General features: G+C 35.1%; 15 protein-coding genes. 6 read left to right on the top strand and 9 right to left on the bottom strand.

Annotated features, from left to right (window positions below; translation table 11 throughout):
• Positions 1 to 63 precede the first annotated feature (63 nt).
• Positions 64 to 1755 (top strand): energy-dependent translational throttle protein EttA, encoded by a 1692-nt coding sequence (ettA, locus tag Q763_RS02725; RefSeq protein ID WP_035130959.1) that lies wholly within the window; start codon positions 64 to 66, stop codon positions 1753 to 1755.
• Between the two features lie 34 nt (positions 1756 to 1789).
• On the opposite strand, the gene Q763_RS02730 is transcribed toward ettA, so the two are convergent.
• The 4 genes from Q763_RS02730 to Q763_RS02745 all read right to left on the bottom strand — a co-directional run bounded on the left by Q763_RS02730 (position 1790) and on the right by Q763_RS02745 (position 4885).
• Positions 1790 to 2506, bottom strand: coding sequence for a hypothetical protein (locus Q763_RS02730; protein WP_035130961.1), 717 nt, complete (start codon positions 2504 to 2506; stop codon positions 1790 to 1792).
• 104 nt (positions 2507 to 2610) lie between these two features.
• The gene (locus Q763_RS02735; protein WP_035130963.1) at positions 2611 to 3111 is read right to left on the bottom strand and encodes a hypothetical protein; all 501 of its coding nucleotides are present in this window, start codon (positions 3109 to 3111) and stop codon (positions 2611 to 2613) included.
• A gap of 102 nt (positions 3112 to 3213) precedes the next feature.
• Positions 3214 to 3999 carry a hypothetical protein gene (locus tag Q763_RS02740; RefSeq protein WP_035130965.1) on the bottom strand — a complete coding sequence of 262 codons (786 nt, stop codon included), beginning with the start codon at positions 3997 to 3999 and terminating at the stop codon, positions 3214 to 3216.
• A 55-nt stretch (positions 4000 to 4054) separates the two neighbouring features.
• Positions 4055 to 4885 (bottom strand): UDP-2,3-diacylglucosamine diphosphatase, encoded by an 831-nt coding sequence (locus tag Q763_RS02745; RefSeq protein WP_035130967.1) that lies wholly within the window; start codon positions 4883 to 4885, stop codon positions 4055 to 4057.
• 140 nt (positions 4886 to 5025) lie between these two features.
• Here Q763_RS02745 and aroC point away from each other — a divergent pair, with 140 nt between their 5' ends.
• The 3 genes from aroC (at position 5026) to Q763_RS17675 (ending at position 9084) form a co-directional block, all read left to right on the top strand.
• Positions 5026 to 6087 carry a chorismate synthase gene (gene aroC / locus Q763_RS02750; protein ID WP_035130969.1) on the top strand — a complete coding sequence of 354 codons (1062 nt, stop codon included), beginning with the start codon at positions 5026 to 5028 and terminating at the stop codon, positions 6085 to 6087.
• Positions 6088 to 6216: 129 nt separating this feature from the next.
• Entirely contained in the window at positions 6217 to 7752 is a 1536-nt protein-coding gene (locus Q763_RS02755) for a T9SS-dependent choice-of-anchor J family protein (protein ID WP_035130971.1), read from the top strand.
• A 106-nt stretch (positions 7753 to 7858) separates the two neighbouring features.
• Positions 7859 to 9084, top strand: a protein-coding gene (locus Q763_RS17675; RefSeq protein ID WP_394331005.1) for an IS3 family transposase whose coding sequence is annotated in 2 segments (ribosomal slippage) — positions 7859 to 8198 and positions 8198 to 9084 — 1227 coding nt in all. Because the reading frame shifts where the segments join, the coding sequence is not laid out codon by codon here.
• A 92-nt stretch (positions 9085 to 9176) separates the two neighbouring features.
• Here the strand turns inward: Q763_RS17675 and Q763_RS02770 are convergent.
• Both Q763_RS02770 and Q763_RS02775 read right to left on the bottom strand, forming a co-directional pair.
• Positions 9177 to 9590, bottom strand: a complete 414-nt coding sequence (locus Q763_RS02770; protein WP_035130975.1) for a thiol-disulfide oxidoreductase DCC family protein — start codon at positions 9588 to 9590, stop codon at positions 9177 to 9179.
• 1 nt (position 9591) lies between these two features.
• Entirely contained in the window at positions 9592 to 11763 is a 2172-nt protein-coding gene (locus Q763_RS02775; RefSeq protein ID WP_035130976.1) for an endonuclease MutS2, read from the bottom strand.
• Positions 11764 to 11884: 121 nt separating this feature from the next.
• On the opposite strand from Q763_RS02775, the gene Q763_RS02780 reads away from it, so the two are divergent.
• Positions 11885 to 12550 carry a uracil-DNA glycosylase gene (locus tag Q763_RS02780; protein WP_035131285.1) on the top strand — a complete coding sequence of 222 codons (666 nt, stop codon included), beginning with the start codon at positions 11885 to 11887 and terminating at the stop codon, positions 12548 to 12550.
• On the opposite strand, the gene Q763_RS02785 is transcribed toward Q763_RS02780, so the two are convergent.
• The 3 genes from Q763_RS02785 to Q763_RS02795 form a co-directional block, all read right to left on the bottom strand.
• Entirely contained in the window at positions 12551 to 13483 is a 933-nt protein-coding gene (locus Q763_RS02785; protein ID WP_052123200.1) for a transglutaminase domain-containing protein, read from the bottom strand.
• 26 nt (positions 13484 to 13509) lie between these two features.
• Entirely contained in the window at positions 13510 to 14355 is an 846-nt protein-coding gene (locus Q763_RS02790; protein ID WP_035130978.1) for a substrate-binding domain-containing protein, read from the bottom strand.
• 128 nt (positions 14356 to 14483) lie between these two features.
• Entirely contained in the window at positions 14484 to 15998 is a 1515-nt protein-coding gene (locus Q763_RS02795; protein WP_035130980.1) for a succinate CoA transferase, read from the bottom strand.
• A gap of 156 nt (positions 15999 to 16154) precedes the next feature.
• Here Q763_RS02795 and Q763_RS02800 point away from each other — a divergent pair, with 156 nt between their 5' ends.
• The gene (locus Q763_RS02800; RefSeq protein ID WP_035130982.1) at positions 16155 to 16955 is read left to right on the top strand and encodes an AraC family transcriptional regulator; all 801 of its coding nucleotides are present in this window, start codon (positions 16155 to 16157) and stop codon (positions 16953 to 16955) included.
• The last annotated feature ends 8 nt before the right edge of the window (positions 16956 to 16963 follow it).

The following is a 16963-nucleotide window of genomic DNA, read 5'->3' on the forward strand; positions in this document are numbered from 1 at the left end:
CTTTACATTTCAAACTATCTTTGTTGTTTATAAATACAAAATAAATTAATCTAATTACATATAATGTCAGACGATAAGAAAGTAATATTTTCAATGTCCCGCGTAAGTAAAACTTACCAGGGAGCAAACAAACAGGTATTAAAGGATATATACCTGAGCTTTTTTTACGGGGCTAAAATTGGTATCCTTGGTCTAAACGGTTCCGGTAAATCATCGTTATTAAAAATTATTGCCGGTGTAGATAAAAGTTATCAGGGAGATGTAGTTTTTGCTCCGGGGTATACTGTAGGCTATTTAGAGCAGGAACCACAGTTAGATGAAAATAAAACAGTTATTGAGATTGTTCGTGAAGGTGTGGCCGAAACAGTTGCTTTACTTGACGAATTCAATAAAATAAACGATATGTTCGGTTTACCTGAAGTATATGAGGATGCCGATAAAATGCAGAAGCTTATGGACCGTCAGGCCGAGCTTCAGGATAAAATTGATGCAGCAGGAGCATGGGAGCTTGATAATAAACTTGAAGTAGCTATGGACGCACTTCGTACTCCGGATCCTGATACTCCTATAAAAGTACTTTCTGGTGGTGAGAAAAGAAGGGTAGCTTTATGTCGTTTACTGCTTCAACAGCCTGATGTACTTCTTTTAGATGAGCCTACTAACCACCTTGATGCCGAGAGTGTGTTGTGGTTAGAGCAACACTTACAGCGTTATGCAGGTACTGTAATTGCAGTAACGCACGACCGTTATTTCCTTGATAATGTTGCAGGATGGATTCTTGAACTTGACAGGGGTGAAGGTATTCCGTGGAAAGGTAACTATTCTTCATGGTTAGATCAAAAAGCTAAAAGACTTGAACAGGAGGAAAAAACCGCTTCTAAACGCAGAAAAACACTTGAGCGTGAGTTAGACTGGGTTAGACAGGGAGCTAAAGGTCGTCAGACAAAGCAAAAAGCGCGTTTACAAAACTACGACAGGTTATTGAATGAAGACCAAAAACAACTTGAGGAAAAGCTTGAGATATATATCCCTAACGGACCTCGTTTAGGTACTAATGTTATCGAAGCTAAAGGTGTAGCAAAAGCTTTTGGTGATAAGCTTTTATATGAAAACCTAAACTTTACTTTACCTCAGGCAGGTATCGTAGGTATTATTGGTCCAAACGGTGCCGGTAAAACCACTATCTTTAAAATGATAATGGATGAGCAAACGCCTGATAAAGGAGAGTTTGAAGTAGGAGATACCGTTAAGATTGCTTATGTAGACCAGAGTCACTCAAACATTGATCCTGAAAAATCAATTTGGGAAAACTTCTGTGACGGTCAGGAATTAATTATGATGGGAGGTCGTCAGGTTAATTCAAGAGCTTACTTAAGCCGATTTAACTTTAGTGGTAGTGAGCAGAATAAAAAAGTATCTGCACTTTCAGGAGGTGAGAGAAACAGGCTTCACTTAGCTATGACACTTAAAGAAGAAGGTAACGTACTTTTACTGGATGAGCCTACAAACGACCTTGATATTAATACACTAAGGGCCCTTGAGGAGGGTTTAGAGAATTTTGCCGGATGTGCAGTTATTATTTCTCACGACCGTTGGTTCCTTGACAGGGTTTGTACTCATATCCTTGCTTTTGAAGGTGATTCTGAAGTTTATTTCTTTGAAGGAAGCTTCTCAGAATATGAAGAGAACAGGAAAAAACGTTTAGGCACTGATTTAACGCCTACACGTATTAAGTATAAAAAACTTATCAGATAAATAAAAAAGGGAGCTTATTAAGCTCCCTTTTTTATTATAGTAGTTTTATTAAAACCACTAATACTATTATGTTTAACGGGATGTACCATAGTATCCAGTTAAATTTATTTTTATTAAATATTTTGTTATTAGCAAAGCTACTCAATTTACCATAAACAACATCTGTGGCTTTTTCATTATCACCGGAATTTATCACATCCCATGCTTCGTTTATTATACCTGAAAGGGGTATTCGGTTAAATAGAAAAATAAGTATTTTTTTTACCAGATAGGGCAGGTTATTAATCTTGTTTACTATATCGGTAGCACTTACATGAGTTTTTGCAATTTTTGTTTCTCCATTTTTAGCTTTATTACTCACAACATCTACAGCAATACCGCATACTTTTTTAAAAATAGGAGCTAAGCCTTTAAAAGCCTCTCTTGTGACATTTATATATATATAGTTATAGGCTTTGTAAGCATACCAACATGTAAAAACAAGACCTAAAAGTAATACCAGAATAGGGGTGTAAGTCTTACTCTCTCCAATATTAAATAATGAGTATACAAAGAAGGATAAGTTTATTGCAGCAAGTATTACCAGTGCCAGTATTGATTTAAAAAGTCCTTTTCCGCCATGTTTTATTACTGCTAACGGACTACCTAAAAGTGCCTGTAACTTTTGTAAAGTACCATTGTCTACTTCAAGATTATAGTCTTTTGATTTAGTATTAGATGTTTCAGGTTGTAAGGTGATTTCTTCTTTCATATACATTTGGTTGTTTTTTTGAAAGCCAAATATATAATAATAAATAAAAAAAGCGCTCGACAATTTAAGTGTCGAGCGCTTTTTTATGTACTTAGCTGTATGTATTAGAATCTGAATCTAACTCCTAAAGCGATATCCGGACCAAAATTATCCTCACGGAAATCATCTGCAAAATAAATTTCAGGTCTGAAGTCAAGTGATAGTTGTAGTGGAATATCAAAGTTGTATTCGATACCTAAATCACCTGCTAAAAGTGCAAAAGCGCCGCTGTCTTTGTCGCCATCATAATAGCCTGGCTTATTATCACCGAAACTCCACGTACCAAAACCACCACCAACACCGGCATACCAGTTAAATCCGCCTTCAATGTTCCAAACCCATTGGTATAAAGCAACAATTTTGAAAGCATCATAGTTATCAGAGTTTCTCCATCCTAAATCAGCTTCAAGTCTGTTGCTGCTGGATAGGTATCTTTGATAAGATATCTCTCCTCCAAAACCATCATTGTCTCCAAGTCTTAATCCAAGTGCATTTTGCCTGTCCTGTGCGTTACTGCTAATTACTAAACCAAGTAGTAAAAAAGCTGATAAAAATAGTTTCTTCATAATGTTGTTTTAGTTATTTATTTAACAAATATAGTATGTTGATTTTTGTAAGAATAGTTTCTTTTCAAATATTTAACATCTTTATTTTAGGGGCGTCAGGGCTTATTGCACGCTGTAAACAGATAAAACTTCTTCCTGATGCTCTTCAAGAGATTGAGGTAAAGGAAGTTCTATTCCAAAGGTATCAGCAAGTTCATATTGCATATCGGTTGTGGTATGAACCATGCCAATCCCATTAGCATAATATTGAGTTGAAACTAAAACATCCTGTGTAGGTAAAATAGTAAAAGGAAATGGTATATCTGGAATGGAAACTACTACTTTTAAGCTTAGTTTGACAGTTACAGCTTTTACATTATTATAAGATTGTCCGTCGGGAATTGTGTATGAGGTATAGTTGTCGCCGGCTTCGGTAGTAAGAGAATAACTAACGCTTATATCATATCCTTCTAATTCTTGTTCATTTTGCCCATTAAAAGTTGAAAGAATACTTCCTGTTGCTGCGTTAGGGTCAAAAATAACAAAATCACTAACAGTTAAGTCTAAAGGGATTTCAGGTATCCCGGTATCTATTCCGCCGCTAAGTAAAAGCTTACCATCTACATTTCTCAAAGCATTATTGTTTAAAGCCATAGAGTAGAAACCCATTGGAAAACTTTCTGTTTTAAACTTTTTATATGTTGTGTTGTTTATTGTAGTATCATTTGCAATATAAAGAGAATCTCTTCCGGTAGTTCCGGCAACATCTACATCATACACCCAGTAATTACCTGTAGATAATGGAATGGCATTATTTACATCAGTAGGGTTACTACTATTGTCATCGTCATTTGAACAGGAAACAATAAATAGGCTGAGTAATAGCAATAGGTAGTGATTTTTTTTCATTATAATTCAATTAAGTTAGTTTACAGGCTAAGATAATTAAATTTATTAATGAGAATTATTTCCTGTTAAAAAGTAATGCAGTCATTAATTCGTTTTCCAGTATTATTTCATTGTTAGAAGTATCTTCTTCAGTTTCTACTTCAATTTCGTTCATGTATCTGTATAATTTCCATTCTTTATTATGGTACTCCAACGATGTAAGGTTCTCTATCCAGTCGCCTGAATTTAAATAGTTAACGCTACCTTTCTTATTTTCTTTAACTACCATTTTAGGTTCGTGTATGTGTCCGCAAACCACATAATCATAATTATTTTCGATTGCCAGATCTGATGCTATGGCTTCAAAATCTGAAATAAATTTCACTGCCTTTTTTACACTGGATTTTATTTTTTTAGATAAAGAGTAAGGTTCACGCCCCATTTTTACCAAACACCAGTTTACAAAACGATTAAGCAGTATCAGGTAATCATACCCTATACCTCCAAGTTTAGCTATCCATTTAGCGTGATTAACAGAGTTATCAAATACATCTCCATGAAAAAACCAGGCTTTTTTACCATCAATCTCTAAAACTACTTTATCTACTATAGAGAAATTTCCCATAGTAGTATCGCTAAATTTTCTAAGCATTTCGTCATGGTTTCCTGTAATGTAATATACGGTGGTACCTTTTGCTGCAAAATCAAGTATACGTTTAACCACTTTCATATGTGATTTAGGGAAGTACGATTTCCTAAATTGCCATATGTCTATTATATCACCGTTAAGGATAAGTGTTTTTGGTTTTATTGTAGAGAGATAAGCCACAAGTTCTTTCGCATGACACCCGTAGGTTCCTAAGTGTACATCTGAAAGAACAACAATGTCAACAATTCTTTTTTTCATTCAGAATGTTTTATTGCAAAATAGACTGATTAAAATAAACTGACAGTTAATTAAACATTAACTTTAGGTTTTGTATGAAATAGGTTATGAAAAGAGATAAAAGCTTAAATTTGTAAATAAACTTATACCTTAAATACAGCATGGCAGGAAACACATATGGTAATGTATATAAACTTACGACTTTTGGAGAATCTCATGGAGAGGCAATAGGAGGCGTTATTGATGGTTGCCCACCGGGTATATCAATTGATTTTGATGCTATTCAAAAAGAACTGATAAGAAGAAAACCGGGACAGTCTGCAATTGTTACGCAAAGAAAAGAGAATGATGAAGTTCAGTTTCTCTCGGGGATTTTTGAAGGTAAAACAACAGGTACACCAATTGGTTTTATTATACCTAATACAAATCAGAAATCGGCCGACTATTCTCATATTAAAGATGTATATCGTCCTTCACATGCTGATTATGTTTATGAGCAGAAATATGGTATTAGGGATTATAGAGGCGGAGGTAGAAGTTCTGCTAGGGAAACTGCCAGTAGAGTAGTGGCAGGAGCCATTGCTAAACAAATTTTACCAGATATAAAGATTAATGCATTTGTCTCTTCTGTTGGAGATATTTTTATAGATAAACCGTATCAGGCGTTAGATTTTTCATTAACAGAAAGTAATCCTGTTCGTTGCCCTGATCTGGATACTGCTGCAAAAATGGAAGAATATATAAGGCAAATAAGGAAAGAGGGAGATACGGTAGGGGGGACTATTACATGTGTTATACAAAATGTACCTGTAGGTCTTGGTGAACCGGTTTTTGATAAACTTCATGCAGAGCTTGGAAAAGCTATGCTTTCAATTAATGCTGTGAAAGGTTTTGAATATGGCAGCGGATTTTGTGGAGCCAAAATGAAAGGAAGCGAGCATAATGATGCTTTCAATCCTGACGGTACAACAAAAACTAACCTTTCAGGTGGTATTCAGGGAGGAATAAGTAACGGAATGGATATTTATTTTAGAGTAGCTTTTAAGCCTGTTGCTACTTTAATTCAGGAGTATGATGCTCTTGATAATATGGGAAATATTGTAAAAATGCAGGGTAAGGGCAGGCACGATCCATGTGTTGTGCCAAGAGCGGTGCCTATAGTAGAATCGATGGCCGCTATGGTTATAGCCGACTTCTACTATCTTAACAATATCTTTAAATAGCTATCTATTTATTAAATACTTGTGAAGTAAAGTGAATAATACCCTTTATTTTATTAAGAAAAGTTAAAATTAAATTGTTTGTCATTTTTTTTTTATTATTTTTGAACTTAAAATTATAAAACTATCATCATGAAGAAAAAATTACTTGCTCTAGCAATGTTTGCTACATCAATTTATTCATTTGGTCAGGTAGCACTAAATGAAGGTTTTGAAGGTGAAACGTTACCAACTGGTTGGACTACGGAAGACACTAATGCTACTAACAACTGGATTGTTATCAATGATCCTGATTATGTTATCTCAGGAGGTTACAGTGTTGCTGTAAACTGGATTGCAGAAGATCAGGATGAATCATTAATAAGTCCTTCTTTTAGCCTTGAAGGTTTTACAAGTGCTTATTTTAACTTTAATGCTATTGTAGGTTATGAGTATATGGTTTCTCCTAATAACAATGGTGATTTATTTGCTAAGATTTCAATTGACGGAGGTACTACATGGACAGAACTTTGGGTTGAAGAAGATGAAGGAGTTTTTGAAGATTACGCAGTAATTACTAAAAATATCGATATTTCTGCATACGTAGGTGAAACTGATGTTATGGTTAAGTTTCAATATGTAGCTAATGATGCTGATTTAGTTGTTGTTGATAACGTAAGTGTTACTGGGTGTCCAGGTGTTGACGTTGCTAACCTTTCTTTAGCAGACTTAACTGCTGATACAGCTTCTTTTACATTTGAAGGTACTTCTGTTTCTTACGACATCGAGTGGGGTGAAGCTGGTTTCGAACTTGGTACTGGTGCTTCTCTAAATGTTACTGAAGGTGCATTTGATTTAACTCCATTATCTCTTAATACAACTTATGAATTTTACTTAAGATCTAACTGTACAGAAACTGCATATAGCCAATGGGCTGGTCCTTTCTCTTTCTCTGCATTATTTGATGCTGCAGATCTTCCATATGAATATGGATTTGAAGCTAACGGAGGATGGAGTTCAGCCGGAGGTTGGACTATAACTACAAATGCTGCTGTAGGTGCTGACGTTGCTTACGAAGGTGAAGGTTTCACTTTCTCTAATACAAGTGCTACTGCTGCTGCAGATGCATGGTTATACTCTAGATCAGTAACTGTTGATGCTGGTGAAACTGTAAACTTTGGTTTCTTTACTGGTTATGTTGCTTCTGCTGCAGGTCAAACAGCTAATTTTGATTTAACTGTTGGTACTACTTCTGAAGATCAAGAAGTTATTCAGTCATTCGCTGTTAACTCTACAACTACAGCTACTTACGCTGGTAGAACTGCTAGCTGGACTGCTACTGAAGCTGGTACTTATGTATTTGCATTCCACAACAACTCTGCTGCTGTAGGTACTGGTTCTATTATTTTAGATAATTTTATAGCTACTACAGAGCTTAGTACAGAAGATTTCTTAGCTAATCAGCTTTCAATCTATCCTAACCCTGCTACAGATGTAATCAATGTAGCTAACGCACAAAACATTAATGACATCAACATTGTTGATCTTAACGGACGTATTGTTAAGTCTGCTAAATTCAACGGTGCTTCTGAAGCTCAGGTTAACATCTCTGATCTTTCAGCTGGTATGTACTTAATGAATGTATCTTCTGATCAAGGTACTACTACTAAGAAAATCGTTAAAAAATAATTATTGATATAATTATAAATAACATATAAAAAGCCCCGCAATTTGCGGGGCTTTTTCTTTATTATCTGTCTCGTCCTGAAATAAGTTGACACAAATTCGACTTATTATGAAAGACAAAGAAACCTCAGGTATTAAGCGTAGCCAGAAGGATTACAACATGGCTTTTAAACTGGCTGTAATTTCCCGTGTTGAAAAAGGCGAAATGACTTATAAACAAGCCCAATCTGTTTACGGTATCCAGGGCAGAAGTACAGTTTTGGTTTGGCTTAGAAAATTCGGTAACTTAGATTGGAGTAAACCTAATCAGTTATTTATGTCAAAATCTAAAGAAACACCAGCTCAGATCATCAAAAGACTTGAGAAAGAGCTGGCTGATGAGAAGCTTAGAAATAAGATTCTTAACACCATGATTGATATATCAGATAATCAATATGGTACTCAAATCCGAAAAAAGTTTTCTCCCAAACCATCTTCCGGCTCAGAGAAAGAGCAGGAATAAGTCTGTCCAAAAGTTGTCGATTGTTTGGGATAAGCAGGCAAGCTTTATATCAGGAACAAAGAAGAATCTTTTTTAGAGAGACAGAATTACTTCAGGTAAAAGCTATGGTTATGGCTTTAAGATTAGAAATGCCATGTATCGGGACCCGAAAACTATATTATCTGCTTTCTCAGGAACTTTCCCAGTGTGATATAAAAATAGGTCGAGACGCTTTATTTAGTTATTTACGCAGAGAGGGATTGCTTGTTAAGCCAAAGAAAAGTTATACTAAAACAACCTTCTCAAAACATTGGCTACACAAACATGAGAACCTTTTAAAGGATTATAAAATTGAACGTTCTGAACAGGTATATGTTAGTGATATTACTTATATAAAGTCATATGAGAGAACACATTATTTATCTTTGGTAACTGATGCGTATAGCAGAAAAATAGTAGGCTATCAGCTTAGTAATGATATGAATGCTGAGAATGTTGTAAAAGCTTTAAAGATGGCTGTTAAAAATCGAAAATCAACATTACCTCTTATACATCATTCTGATAGAGGATTACAGTATTGCTCCAGGATATATCAGGAAGTGCTTAATAAAAACAATATAAAACCATCAATGACCGATGGTTATGATTGCTATCAAAATGCTTTAGCTGAAAGAATAAATGGTATCTTAAAAAATGAATTCTTAATATATAAATGCAAAAATGGAAAGACATTGGAAAAGCTTATAGATGTATCAATAAATACATATAATAATAAAAGACCTCATTTGAGCTTATCAATGAAAACTCCTAACTTTATACATGAAAAAACCAGTCAGCAAATACTGACTGGTTAATATAATTTTATTGTAAAAATTGTCAACCTATTTTAGGACGAGTCAATCTTCTTTTTATTCTTTTGAATAATGATTTTCTCTAAGCTTTTAGACTATAAAAACTTTGCTTTCATTTCAGGGGTAGGAATCATACACTCATCTTTTTTTCCATACCATTTATATCTGTTTTTAGCAATGTAGTCGTAAACAGAGTTTGATAGTGATTTAGGTAAAACACTAAATATATTCATTAAAGGGAATAGCCCACCTAAATTAGCGGCTATTTTTATTGCAGCTTCTGCTTTATAATAATAAGCTACGCCAGGTTCGTAAAGTATTATAGAATCTGTTTTAAAACGGTCTACGCCAATATGCTTTATAATTTGTTCTCCCAGTTCAGATTGTAGTGCGACAAACCTGAATATATCTTTTTTATCACGCTTAATAATAAACTGAACGGTAGAGTCGCATAAATTGCATACCCCATCAAACAATATTATCTTTTTATTTACAGGTAAATTTTCCACTTTATTTCTTTTTAATGGCCTCTACAAGCTCTAAAGAATCAAGGTCAACCTTAGAGGTGAAAATGCCGTAATTTACGGTAGCTTTGTTTTTTTCAATACTATCAAGAGTACCTACAGCTTTACCGTCAATCATTCTAACTCTGTCACCAATTCGTATAATAGCCTTTGGCTTTACTACAGATTGTTCTTTTATTTTTTTCTCTTTCTTTTCTTTGCGTATTTCCTCTACTTTTTCTTTTACTTCGGCAACAACCTTTTTCTGTACAACTTCTTTAGCTTTCTTTTCCTTAGTAGTAAGTTTTTTACGCTTTGAGTTTTCAATCTCTACCATTCTAAGGAATTCGCCAATAAGCTCTTTCTTGTTTTTATTGTTAAAGTATTTTTCACTAATGTCATCCAGTTTTTGCCCCATATAAATAAGTCGTTGATTGGAGTCGTACAGTTCCTGGTAGCTTTCTAGCTTTTGCTGGATTTTACTATTTATGCTCTCCATTTTCTTACTTTCCTCACGTGCTTTTCCTTCTTCTTCTTTAAGTGTTTGTGAGGTTTTTTCAAGTTTGGAGCGTTCCTTTTGTAGGTTAGCTATTGTTTTGTCAAAACGAACTTTTCCTTTTTCAATCTTCTTTTTAGCTCTGTTTATTAGCCCAAAAGGTATGCCGTTTTTCTGAGCTACCTCAAAGGTAAACGAACTACCTGCCTGCCCTAGTATAAGTTTGTACATAGGTTCAAGTGACTTTTCGTCAAAAAGCATGTTAGCATTTGTAGCAAAAGGCAATTCATTCGCCAACATTTTAAGATTGGTATAGTGAGTGGTAATAATACCAAAGGCTTCACGGTTATAAAACTCTTCAAGGAAAGTTTCTGCCAATGCACCACCAAGTTCAGGGTCTGATCCTGTACCGAACTCATCAATAAGGAAAAGTGTTTTATCATTACATTTCCTTAAAAAGTAATTCATGTTTTTAAGACGGTAGCTATAAGTACTTAAATGGTTTTCTATCGATTGGTTATCACCAATATCTGTAAGTATTCTGTCAAAAAGGAATGTTTCACTACGCTCATGTACAGGGATTAGTAAACCACATTGTAGCATTAGCTGAAGTAAACCTATTGTTTTAAGTGTGATGCTTTTACCACCGGCATTTGGTCCCGATATAACTATAATCCTATTATCGGGTGTAAGTTCAATAGTTTGAGGATAGGTTTCTTTTTTTTTCAGTTTGTTGTTAAGATAAAGAATAGGATGGAAGGCTTCTCTGAAAAATATTCTTTTTTCGGAAGTAATTTTGGGTAACAATCCATTAATCCTTCGGGCATATTTAGCCTTACCGGAAACCACGTCAATATCAGTTAAAAATTCCTGATACTCCTGCAATAGCGGAACAAAAGGACGTATTATATCACTTAACTGTTTTAAAATACGTTTAATTTCTTCTTTCTCCTCATATTCATAATTGTTCAGTTCGCGGGAATATCTTAAAGTCGCTTCAGGCTCAATATATGTTATACTACCGGTTTTAGAGCTACCCATAATAGTGCCTTTTACCTTTCGCCTGTACATGGCCAAAACAGCAAGTACTCTGCGGTTTTCAACAACACTTTCCTTAATATCATCAAGGTAGCCTAAGCCGTTATACTGACTTAAGGCCATAGCGAAACTTTGGTTAATTTTGGTTTTAACCACATTCATTTCCTTACGTATAACCTCAAGCTCAGGAGATGCATTATCTTTAATTTCTCCGTACTTATCTATAACCTTATCAATGCTCTTTACAATCTCTTTGGTGTATTCAACATCAAGAGCTCTTTTGTAGAGAGAAGGATAGTATTCCTCAAATTTCTCAAGGAATTTAATAAGAGTGTTTGCAGTGTCTGATATATTGGAAATTTTCCTGAAAGCAGGAGCTTCAAGATAACTGTCCTCAATCGAAAGGAATTTTATTTCGTTTGTGATAGATTCAAATCCGTGATTGGGTAGTGCGTTATTATTGTCAAAAGACGACACATACTCAGATGTCTGTTTTAAAGCCAGCATAAGCTCCGTATCATTTTTAAAGGGAGCAATATTCATAGCTTTCTCCTTGCCGTTCTCTGTAGTGCAGCTAGAGGCAACAGTTTCAAGTATGGTATTAAATTCTAAATCTTTAAGGGTTTTATCTGTAATGGTAATCATTTTATTCTTTAGCAAATTTTATACAAAAATACTACATATTTACACTATTTATACAAGTTTAAAAAGCTTTATAGAGCCTTTTACCTGTAATGGCTATATTTGTACAAAATCTAAACTAAAAATGCAGGTTAAAATACATCCTTCTTGGAATGAGGTTTTGTCAGATGAATTTGAAAAGCCTTATTTCAATTCCCTAATAGACTTTGTAAAACAGGAATACTCCCAAGCTACATGTTACCCAAAAGGCAGCCAGATATTCTCAGCATTTGACCATTGTACCTTTGATAAGGTTGAAGTGGTAATAATAGGGCAGGATCCATATCACGGACCCGGACAGGCAAACGGGTTGTGTTTTTCGGTAAGCGATGGTATTCCTATGCCTCCGTCATTAATCAATATTTTTAAAGAAATTGAAGCCGATTTAGGCAAACCTTTTCCGCAAACAGGAAACTTGGAACGTTGGGCCGATCAGGGAGTGCTATTACTTAATGCAGTTTTAACTGTAAGACAGAGTGAAGCCGGAAGCCACCAGGGTAGAGGATGGGAAACGTTTACCGATGCTGTTATCCAGAAAATATCAGAGAAAAAGAAAGATGTTGTTTTCTTACTTTGGGGTGGGTTTGCCAAAAAGAAAGGTGCACGTATTGACATGCAAAGGCATTTGGTGCTTGAAACAGGTCACCCGTCACCCTTGAGTGCTAATAGAGGACTGTGGTTTGGTAACAAACATTTCAGTAAAACTAATGAGTTTTTAAAAGAAAAAGGGAAAAAGGAAATTAACTGGTAATTATTCAAGAGTCAATGCTCCCAGTATCTCTTCCGACATAAAAGGGCCACCTGGATACATTGCCGTATAGTCTAAATTAAGCCATATCTGGCCGCGTTCGTCTATATGGTAATGTATTTCCTTGCCACGACTTTCATTTACAAATAATACTTCTTTTATAAGGTAATTGGCTGTTTCTAAATCGGCTTTGTTACCTACAAGCATTTCAGGATATAAATGCCCTCCCGTGTGAATAAGGCGTGGAGTTCCGCCGATAGCTCTTATACAGGCAGCCATTAATATGGCGTGATCATCACAATCGCCTGAAAAATGTTGTAAAGACTCTGATGCATAAGCTATATATTCACGCCCTTTTGGGTCATTTACATAATTCCACTTATTTCGTATTTCCTTAAATACAGCAAAACATTGTATTAATAGTCGGTCTTTTCGGTTACTTTTTACCTCGTTAAAGTATTTTCTGGTGGCAGAAAGCGCAAAATTCCTAACCTTTGGGTTATTAAAATCTATTGCATCAAGTGTTTTAGATTTATTAGGAAAGGGTAGTAGCTTAGATACAATTACATCCTGCGGATTAGGGCTGTCTGCCATTGCATATACCATGGCCCTGTAATCTTCAAAAACGGCATTAAAACCATATTTTCCAAAAATAGAGCCGTATACAAGAGCAATAAGATAAAAGAATATACAAACAATAAGAACTGTTTTTAAAAGTCTTAAAATAAGCTGGATGACTACAACTAAAACAACAAATATTAAAACCCTGTCTAAATGTAAAGGCCAGTTAGGGTCAATCAGGTTTTGGTGTAATATTATAAAAAGCGGAATAGCAATAAGTATATTCAGTACAAAAATGATAATAGAATCCCAGGGCTTCTTTACCTGAAGCTTGCTTTTAAATTTTCTAATGGATTCGGAATTTATTTTTGCCATTTCTTTTTCAACAAAACGCCGGGTTTTTATCCGGTTACTGCTTCAAACGATGTTTTGTTCTCAATAATATTCAGGCGTACTAACTGATCCTGTACTTTATCAAACGTAGTTTTATCCAGTTTCGTTTGTGACCATTCGGTTAGTTTTAACCACTCTCTTATGTCTTCAACTTTCTGGTTGTATTTATCGGCTAAAACAGTATCGATGTTTTCAATTTCCTTAAAGCCAGCAGTTTTATTATTGATTACCTCAAGAATCATACCTATAGCATTAGAGTTATTTTGTAACACCTCATTTCTTACAGCTATTACAAAACAAGGCCATGGAGTAGGGCAGTCGCCTACACGCCTGAATATACCATTGTCTACCAAAGGCTTAGTCATAAAGCGTTCCCACATAAAGTAATCGGCTTTTCCCTCTGTCAATGCATCAACAGCGCCATCTATAGTATTTACAATCTCAAAATCAAGTTTTGATGTATCCCATCCCTGATTTTCGGCATTTACAAAAGCCATTAAATGAGAGCCCGATCCATAACGGCTTATGGCTACCTTACCCTGTTTAATGTCATTTATGTTTTGATATGATGAACCTGTAGCTACGTGTATTCCCCATATAAGCGGAGAATCTACATATACCTGAACAATTTTAGAATCGTTGCCGGCAGCGATATCCTTAATAATACCTTCCGTTAAAATAACGGCAATATCAGTTTCACCATTACGAAGCATCTGGCACAATTTACCAGTGCCTTCGGGTACGTCAGTCCATTGTAAATCAATACTGTGATTAGCGAATTCGTTATTCTGGATGCATAAATGCCAGGGTAGATTAAAGTGTTCCGGTACACCTGCTATTTTTAATGTGGTCATTATTACTTTTCTTAAAAAGATAAAGGTAATAATAGAATAATATGCCTCAAAACTTTTACAGGCATAAAAAATCCCTAAAATGCATAAAACCTTTTAGGGATACTGAAACAAATTGCAACATTTGGAAATTATGAATTTTCTACTGTATAAAGCGCTTTCATGGTGCCATTATTTACATAGTTTAAATGCCATGAAAAGGCTTCTTCCAGTAAATGAGGTGTATGTCCGCCCCGCTCACAGGCTCTGTCATAGTAGCTTTGTATTGCTTCACGGTAATCCGGGTGAACACAATTATTAATTATTTGTACGGCTCGTTCACGAGGGGCAAGTCCACGCAAATCTGCCAGTCCGTTTTCGGTCACTAATATATCAACATCATGCTCAGTATGGTCTACGTGAGAAACCATAGGTAAAACATGAGAGATTGCGTTATCTTGTTTTGATACAGAAGGACATACAAAAATGCTCAGGTAGGCATTTCGGGCAAAATCACCGGAACCGCCAATACCATTCATCATTTTTGATCCTGTAATATGGGTAGAATTTACGTTACCGTAAATATCAAATTCAATAGCAGTATTGATAGCTATAACTCCTAGTCGACGAATAACTTCAGGGGCATTACTTATGTTTTGGGGTCTTAGAATGATCTTGTCTTTGTAATCATCAAAATTAGCTATAAGATGATCGTAACATGATTTTGAAACAGTTATAGAAGAAGCTGATGCAAAATCCATAATACCCGAATCGATAAGTTCAAAAGTACTATCCTGTAACACTTCAGAATACATTGTTAAATGCTTAAAATTTCCTTTCGAAAAGCCGGAAAGCACTGCATTTGCTATTTTACCTATGCCAGCCTGTAATGGTAATAGCGATTCGGTTAACCTGCCCGATTTTACTTCGTTTTCAAAAAATGTTATCAGATGATTGGCTATGGCCTCAGTTTTATCGTCTGAAGATGTTTCCTGTGCCGGACTATCAGGAAGCTCTGTGAACACAATTCCTGCAATCTTTTTTGGGTCTATGCATATGTATTCTTTTCCTATTCGGGTATTAACGCTGGTGATAGGTAGTGTATTTCTAACAGGGTATTCTTCAGGAATAACTACATCATGTATTCCATTGAAATTAATTGGTATAGATGTATTTATTTCAATTATCACTTTATTTGCCAGCTTTGCAAATGTGGCTGAGTTACCTATTGATGTAGTGGGGATTATATTACCGTTACTGTCTATTTGAGAAGCTTCAATAATAGCAAGATCAAGAGGAGGGAGGTGCTTGTTATTTAATAATTCAGCAGTTTCACTTAAATGTTGATCAATAAAAAATACCGAACCGTTGTTTATTTTATCTCTTAAAACCGAATCTACCTGAAAAGGCATTCTTTTGTATAAAGCATCGGCACGAGCTAAATCACTATCTGTAGTATGTCCTAATGAAGCACCTGTAATCAGTGTAATCGCTATGTTTTCATTTGCAGTTCTGGCGGCAAAGGCTGGTAAAACTGCTTTACTATCTCCGGCTTTTGTAAAACCACTGGAACCTACTGTCATTTTATCTTTAAACATTGCGGCAGCCTGCTCAGCTGTTATAATCTTATCTTTGTAATCCTCATATTTTATTCTGTCAATTTGCATAAACGAATTTATTTAGACGAAAAATTGATTATAATTAAATAATTATAGCGCTATAATCTCATTTTCGTAATTGTATATGGCAATTTTACGAAAACGTTTTAATGACCGTATATTTGTAAAAGACAAATATTTATTCATTTAAGACAGTGCTTTTTTATGACTAATGATAAGTATTATATAACCGAAGTAGATAAGGATAATACCAGTATATATTGTCATCATGATTTGATGGGAGAGCTACTTATTCCGCTTCATACTCATTGCAAGGCTCAGTTTTTATATGTTGAAGGTGGTATAGCTTATGTGAAAACTCAAAAAAACACCTACTTTTTACCAGCAAGGCATTATATGTGGATACCGCCGGCAGTAGAACACAGTATACATCCTAACTCTGAAGATGTGATGATGCGGAATCTTTATTTTCCTGTAGAGAAAAATGATCTGGATTTTTATGATGAAGAAGCTATATATCCGGTAAACGATTTACTATTGAATCTTTTACTGTTTACTAATAGGTGGAAAGGTAACCTTAAACCTGATAAACGAAACTATGTCATAGCAAAAGCATTAAAGGTTTTATTGCCTGAAGTATCGGGGACTAACCTGTCATTATCGTTACCAATAGCAAAAGACAGTCGTCTTATTAAGATTACTGATTATATAACCAATCATTTAAGTGATAATATTACTTTTTCAGGACTGGCAAATCAATTCGGGTTAAGCACAAGAACACTACATCGCATTTTTGTAAAGGATATGGGGATGTCATTCATTCAGTTTTTTACCATATCCCGTATGCTAAAAGCAGTAGAACTGTTACAGAATAAGGAAATGCAGGTAAGTGATGTGGCGCTTGCCGTGGGGTATAACAGTTTACCTACATTTAGTAATACCTTTTACAGGATATTAAGACAACGCCCGTCAGAATATGCTAACGGGCGTAATATATTAGAGTAATAGGGAAG

It is taken from the genome of Flavobacterium beibuense F44-8 (assembly GCF_000769915.1).
GTDB classification, from domain to species: Bacteria; Bacteroidota; Bacteroidia; order Flavobacteriales; family Flavobacteriaceae; genus Flavobacterium; species Flavobacterium beibuense.

What these genes read in the sequence shown, in the direction of transcription:
- ettA (WP_035130959.1), top strand. Translation starts at nt 64, where the DNA reads ATGTCAGACGATAAGAAAGTAATATTTTCAATGTCCCGCGTAAGTAAA.
- Q763_RS02730 (WP_035130961.1), bottom strand. Translation starts at nt 2,506, where the DNA reads ATGAAAGAAGAAATCACCTTACAACCTGAAACATCTAATACTAAATCA.
- Q763_RS02735 (WP_035130963.1), bottom strand. Translation starts at nt 3,111, where the DNA reads ATGAAGAAACTATTTTTATCAGCTTTTTTACTACTTGGTTTAGTAATT.
- Q763_RS02740 (WP_035130965.1), bottom strand. Translation starts at nt 3,999, where the DNA reads ATGAAAAAAAATCACTACCTATTGCTATTACTCAGCCTATTTATTGTT.
- Q763_RS02745 (WP_035130967.1), bottom strand. Translation starts at nt 4,885, where the DNA reads ATGAAAAAAAGAATTGTTGACATTGTTGTTCTTTCAGATGTACACTTA.
- aroC (WP_035130969.1), top strand. Translation starts at nt 5,026, where the DNA reads ATGGCAGGAAACACATATGGTAATGTATATAAACTTACGACTTTTGGA.
- Q763_RS02755 (WP_035130971.1), top strand. Translation starts at nt 6,217, where the DNA reads ATGAAGAAAAAATTACTTGCTCTAGCAATGTTTGCTACATCAATTTAT.
- Q763_RS02775 (WP_035130976.1), bottom strand. Translation starts at nt 11,763, where the DNA reads ATGATTACCATTACAGATAAAACCCTTAAAGATTTAGAATTTAATACC.
- Q763_RS02780 (WP_035131285.1), top strand. Translation starts at nt 11,885, where the DNA reads ATGCAGGTTAAAATACATCCTTCTTGGAATGAGGTTTTGTCAGATGAA.
- Q763_RS02785 (WP_052123200.1), bottom strand. Translation starts at nt 13,483, where the DNA reads ATGGCAAAAATAAATTCCGAATCCATTAGAAAATTTAAAAGCAAGCTT.
- Q763_RS02790 (WP_035130978.1), bottom strand. Translation starts at nt 14,355, where the DNA reads ATGACCACATTAAAAATAGCAGGTGTACCGGAACACTTTAATCTACCC.
- Q763_RS02795 (WP_035130980.1), bottom strand. Translation starts at nt 15,998, where the DNA reads ATGCAAATTGACAGAATAAAATATGAGGATTACAAAGATAAGATTATA.
- Q763_RS02800 (WP_035130982.1), top strand. Translation starts at nt 16,155, where the DNA reads ATGACTAATGATAAGTATTATATAACCGAAGTAGATAAGGATAATACC.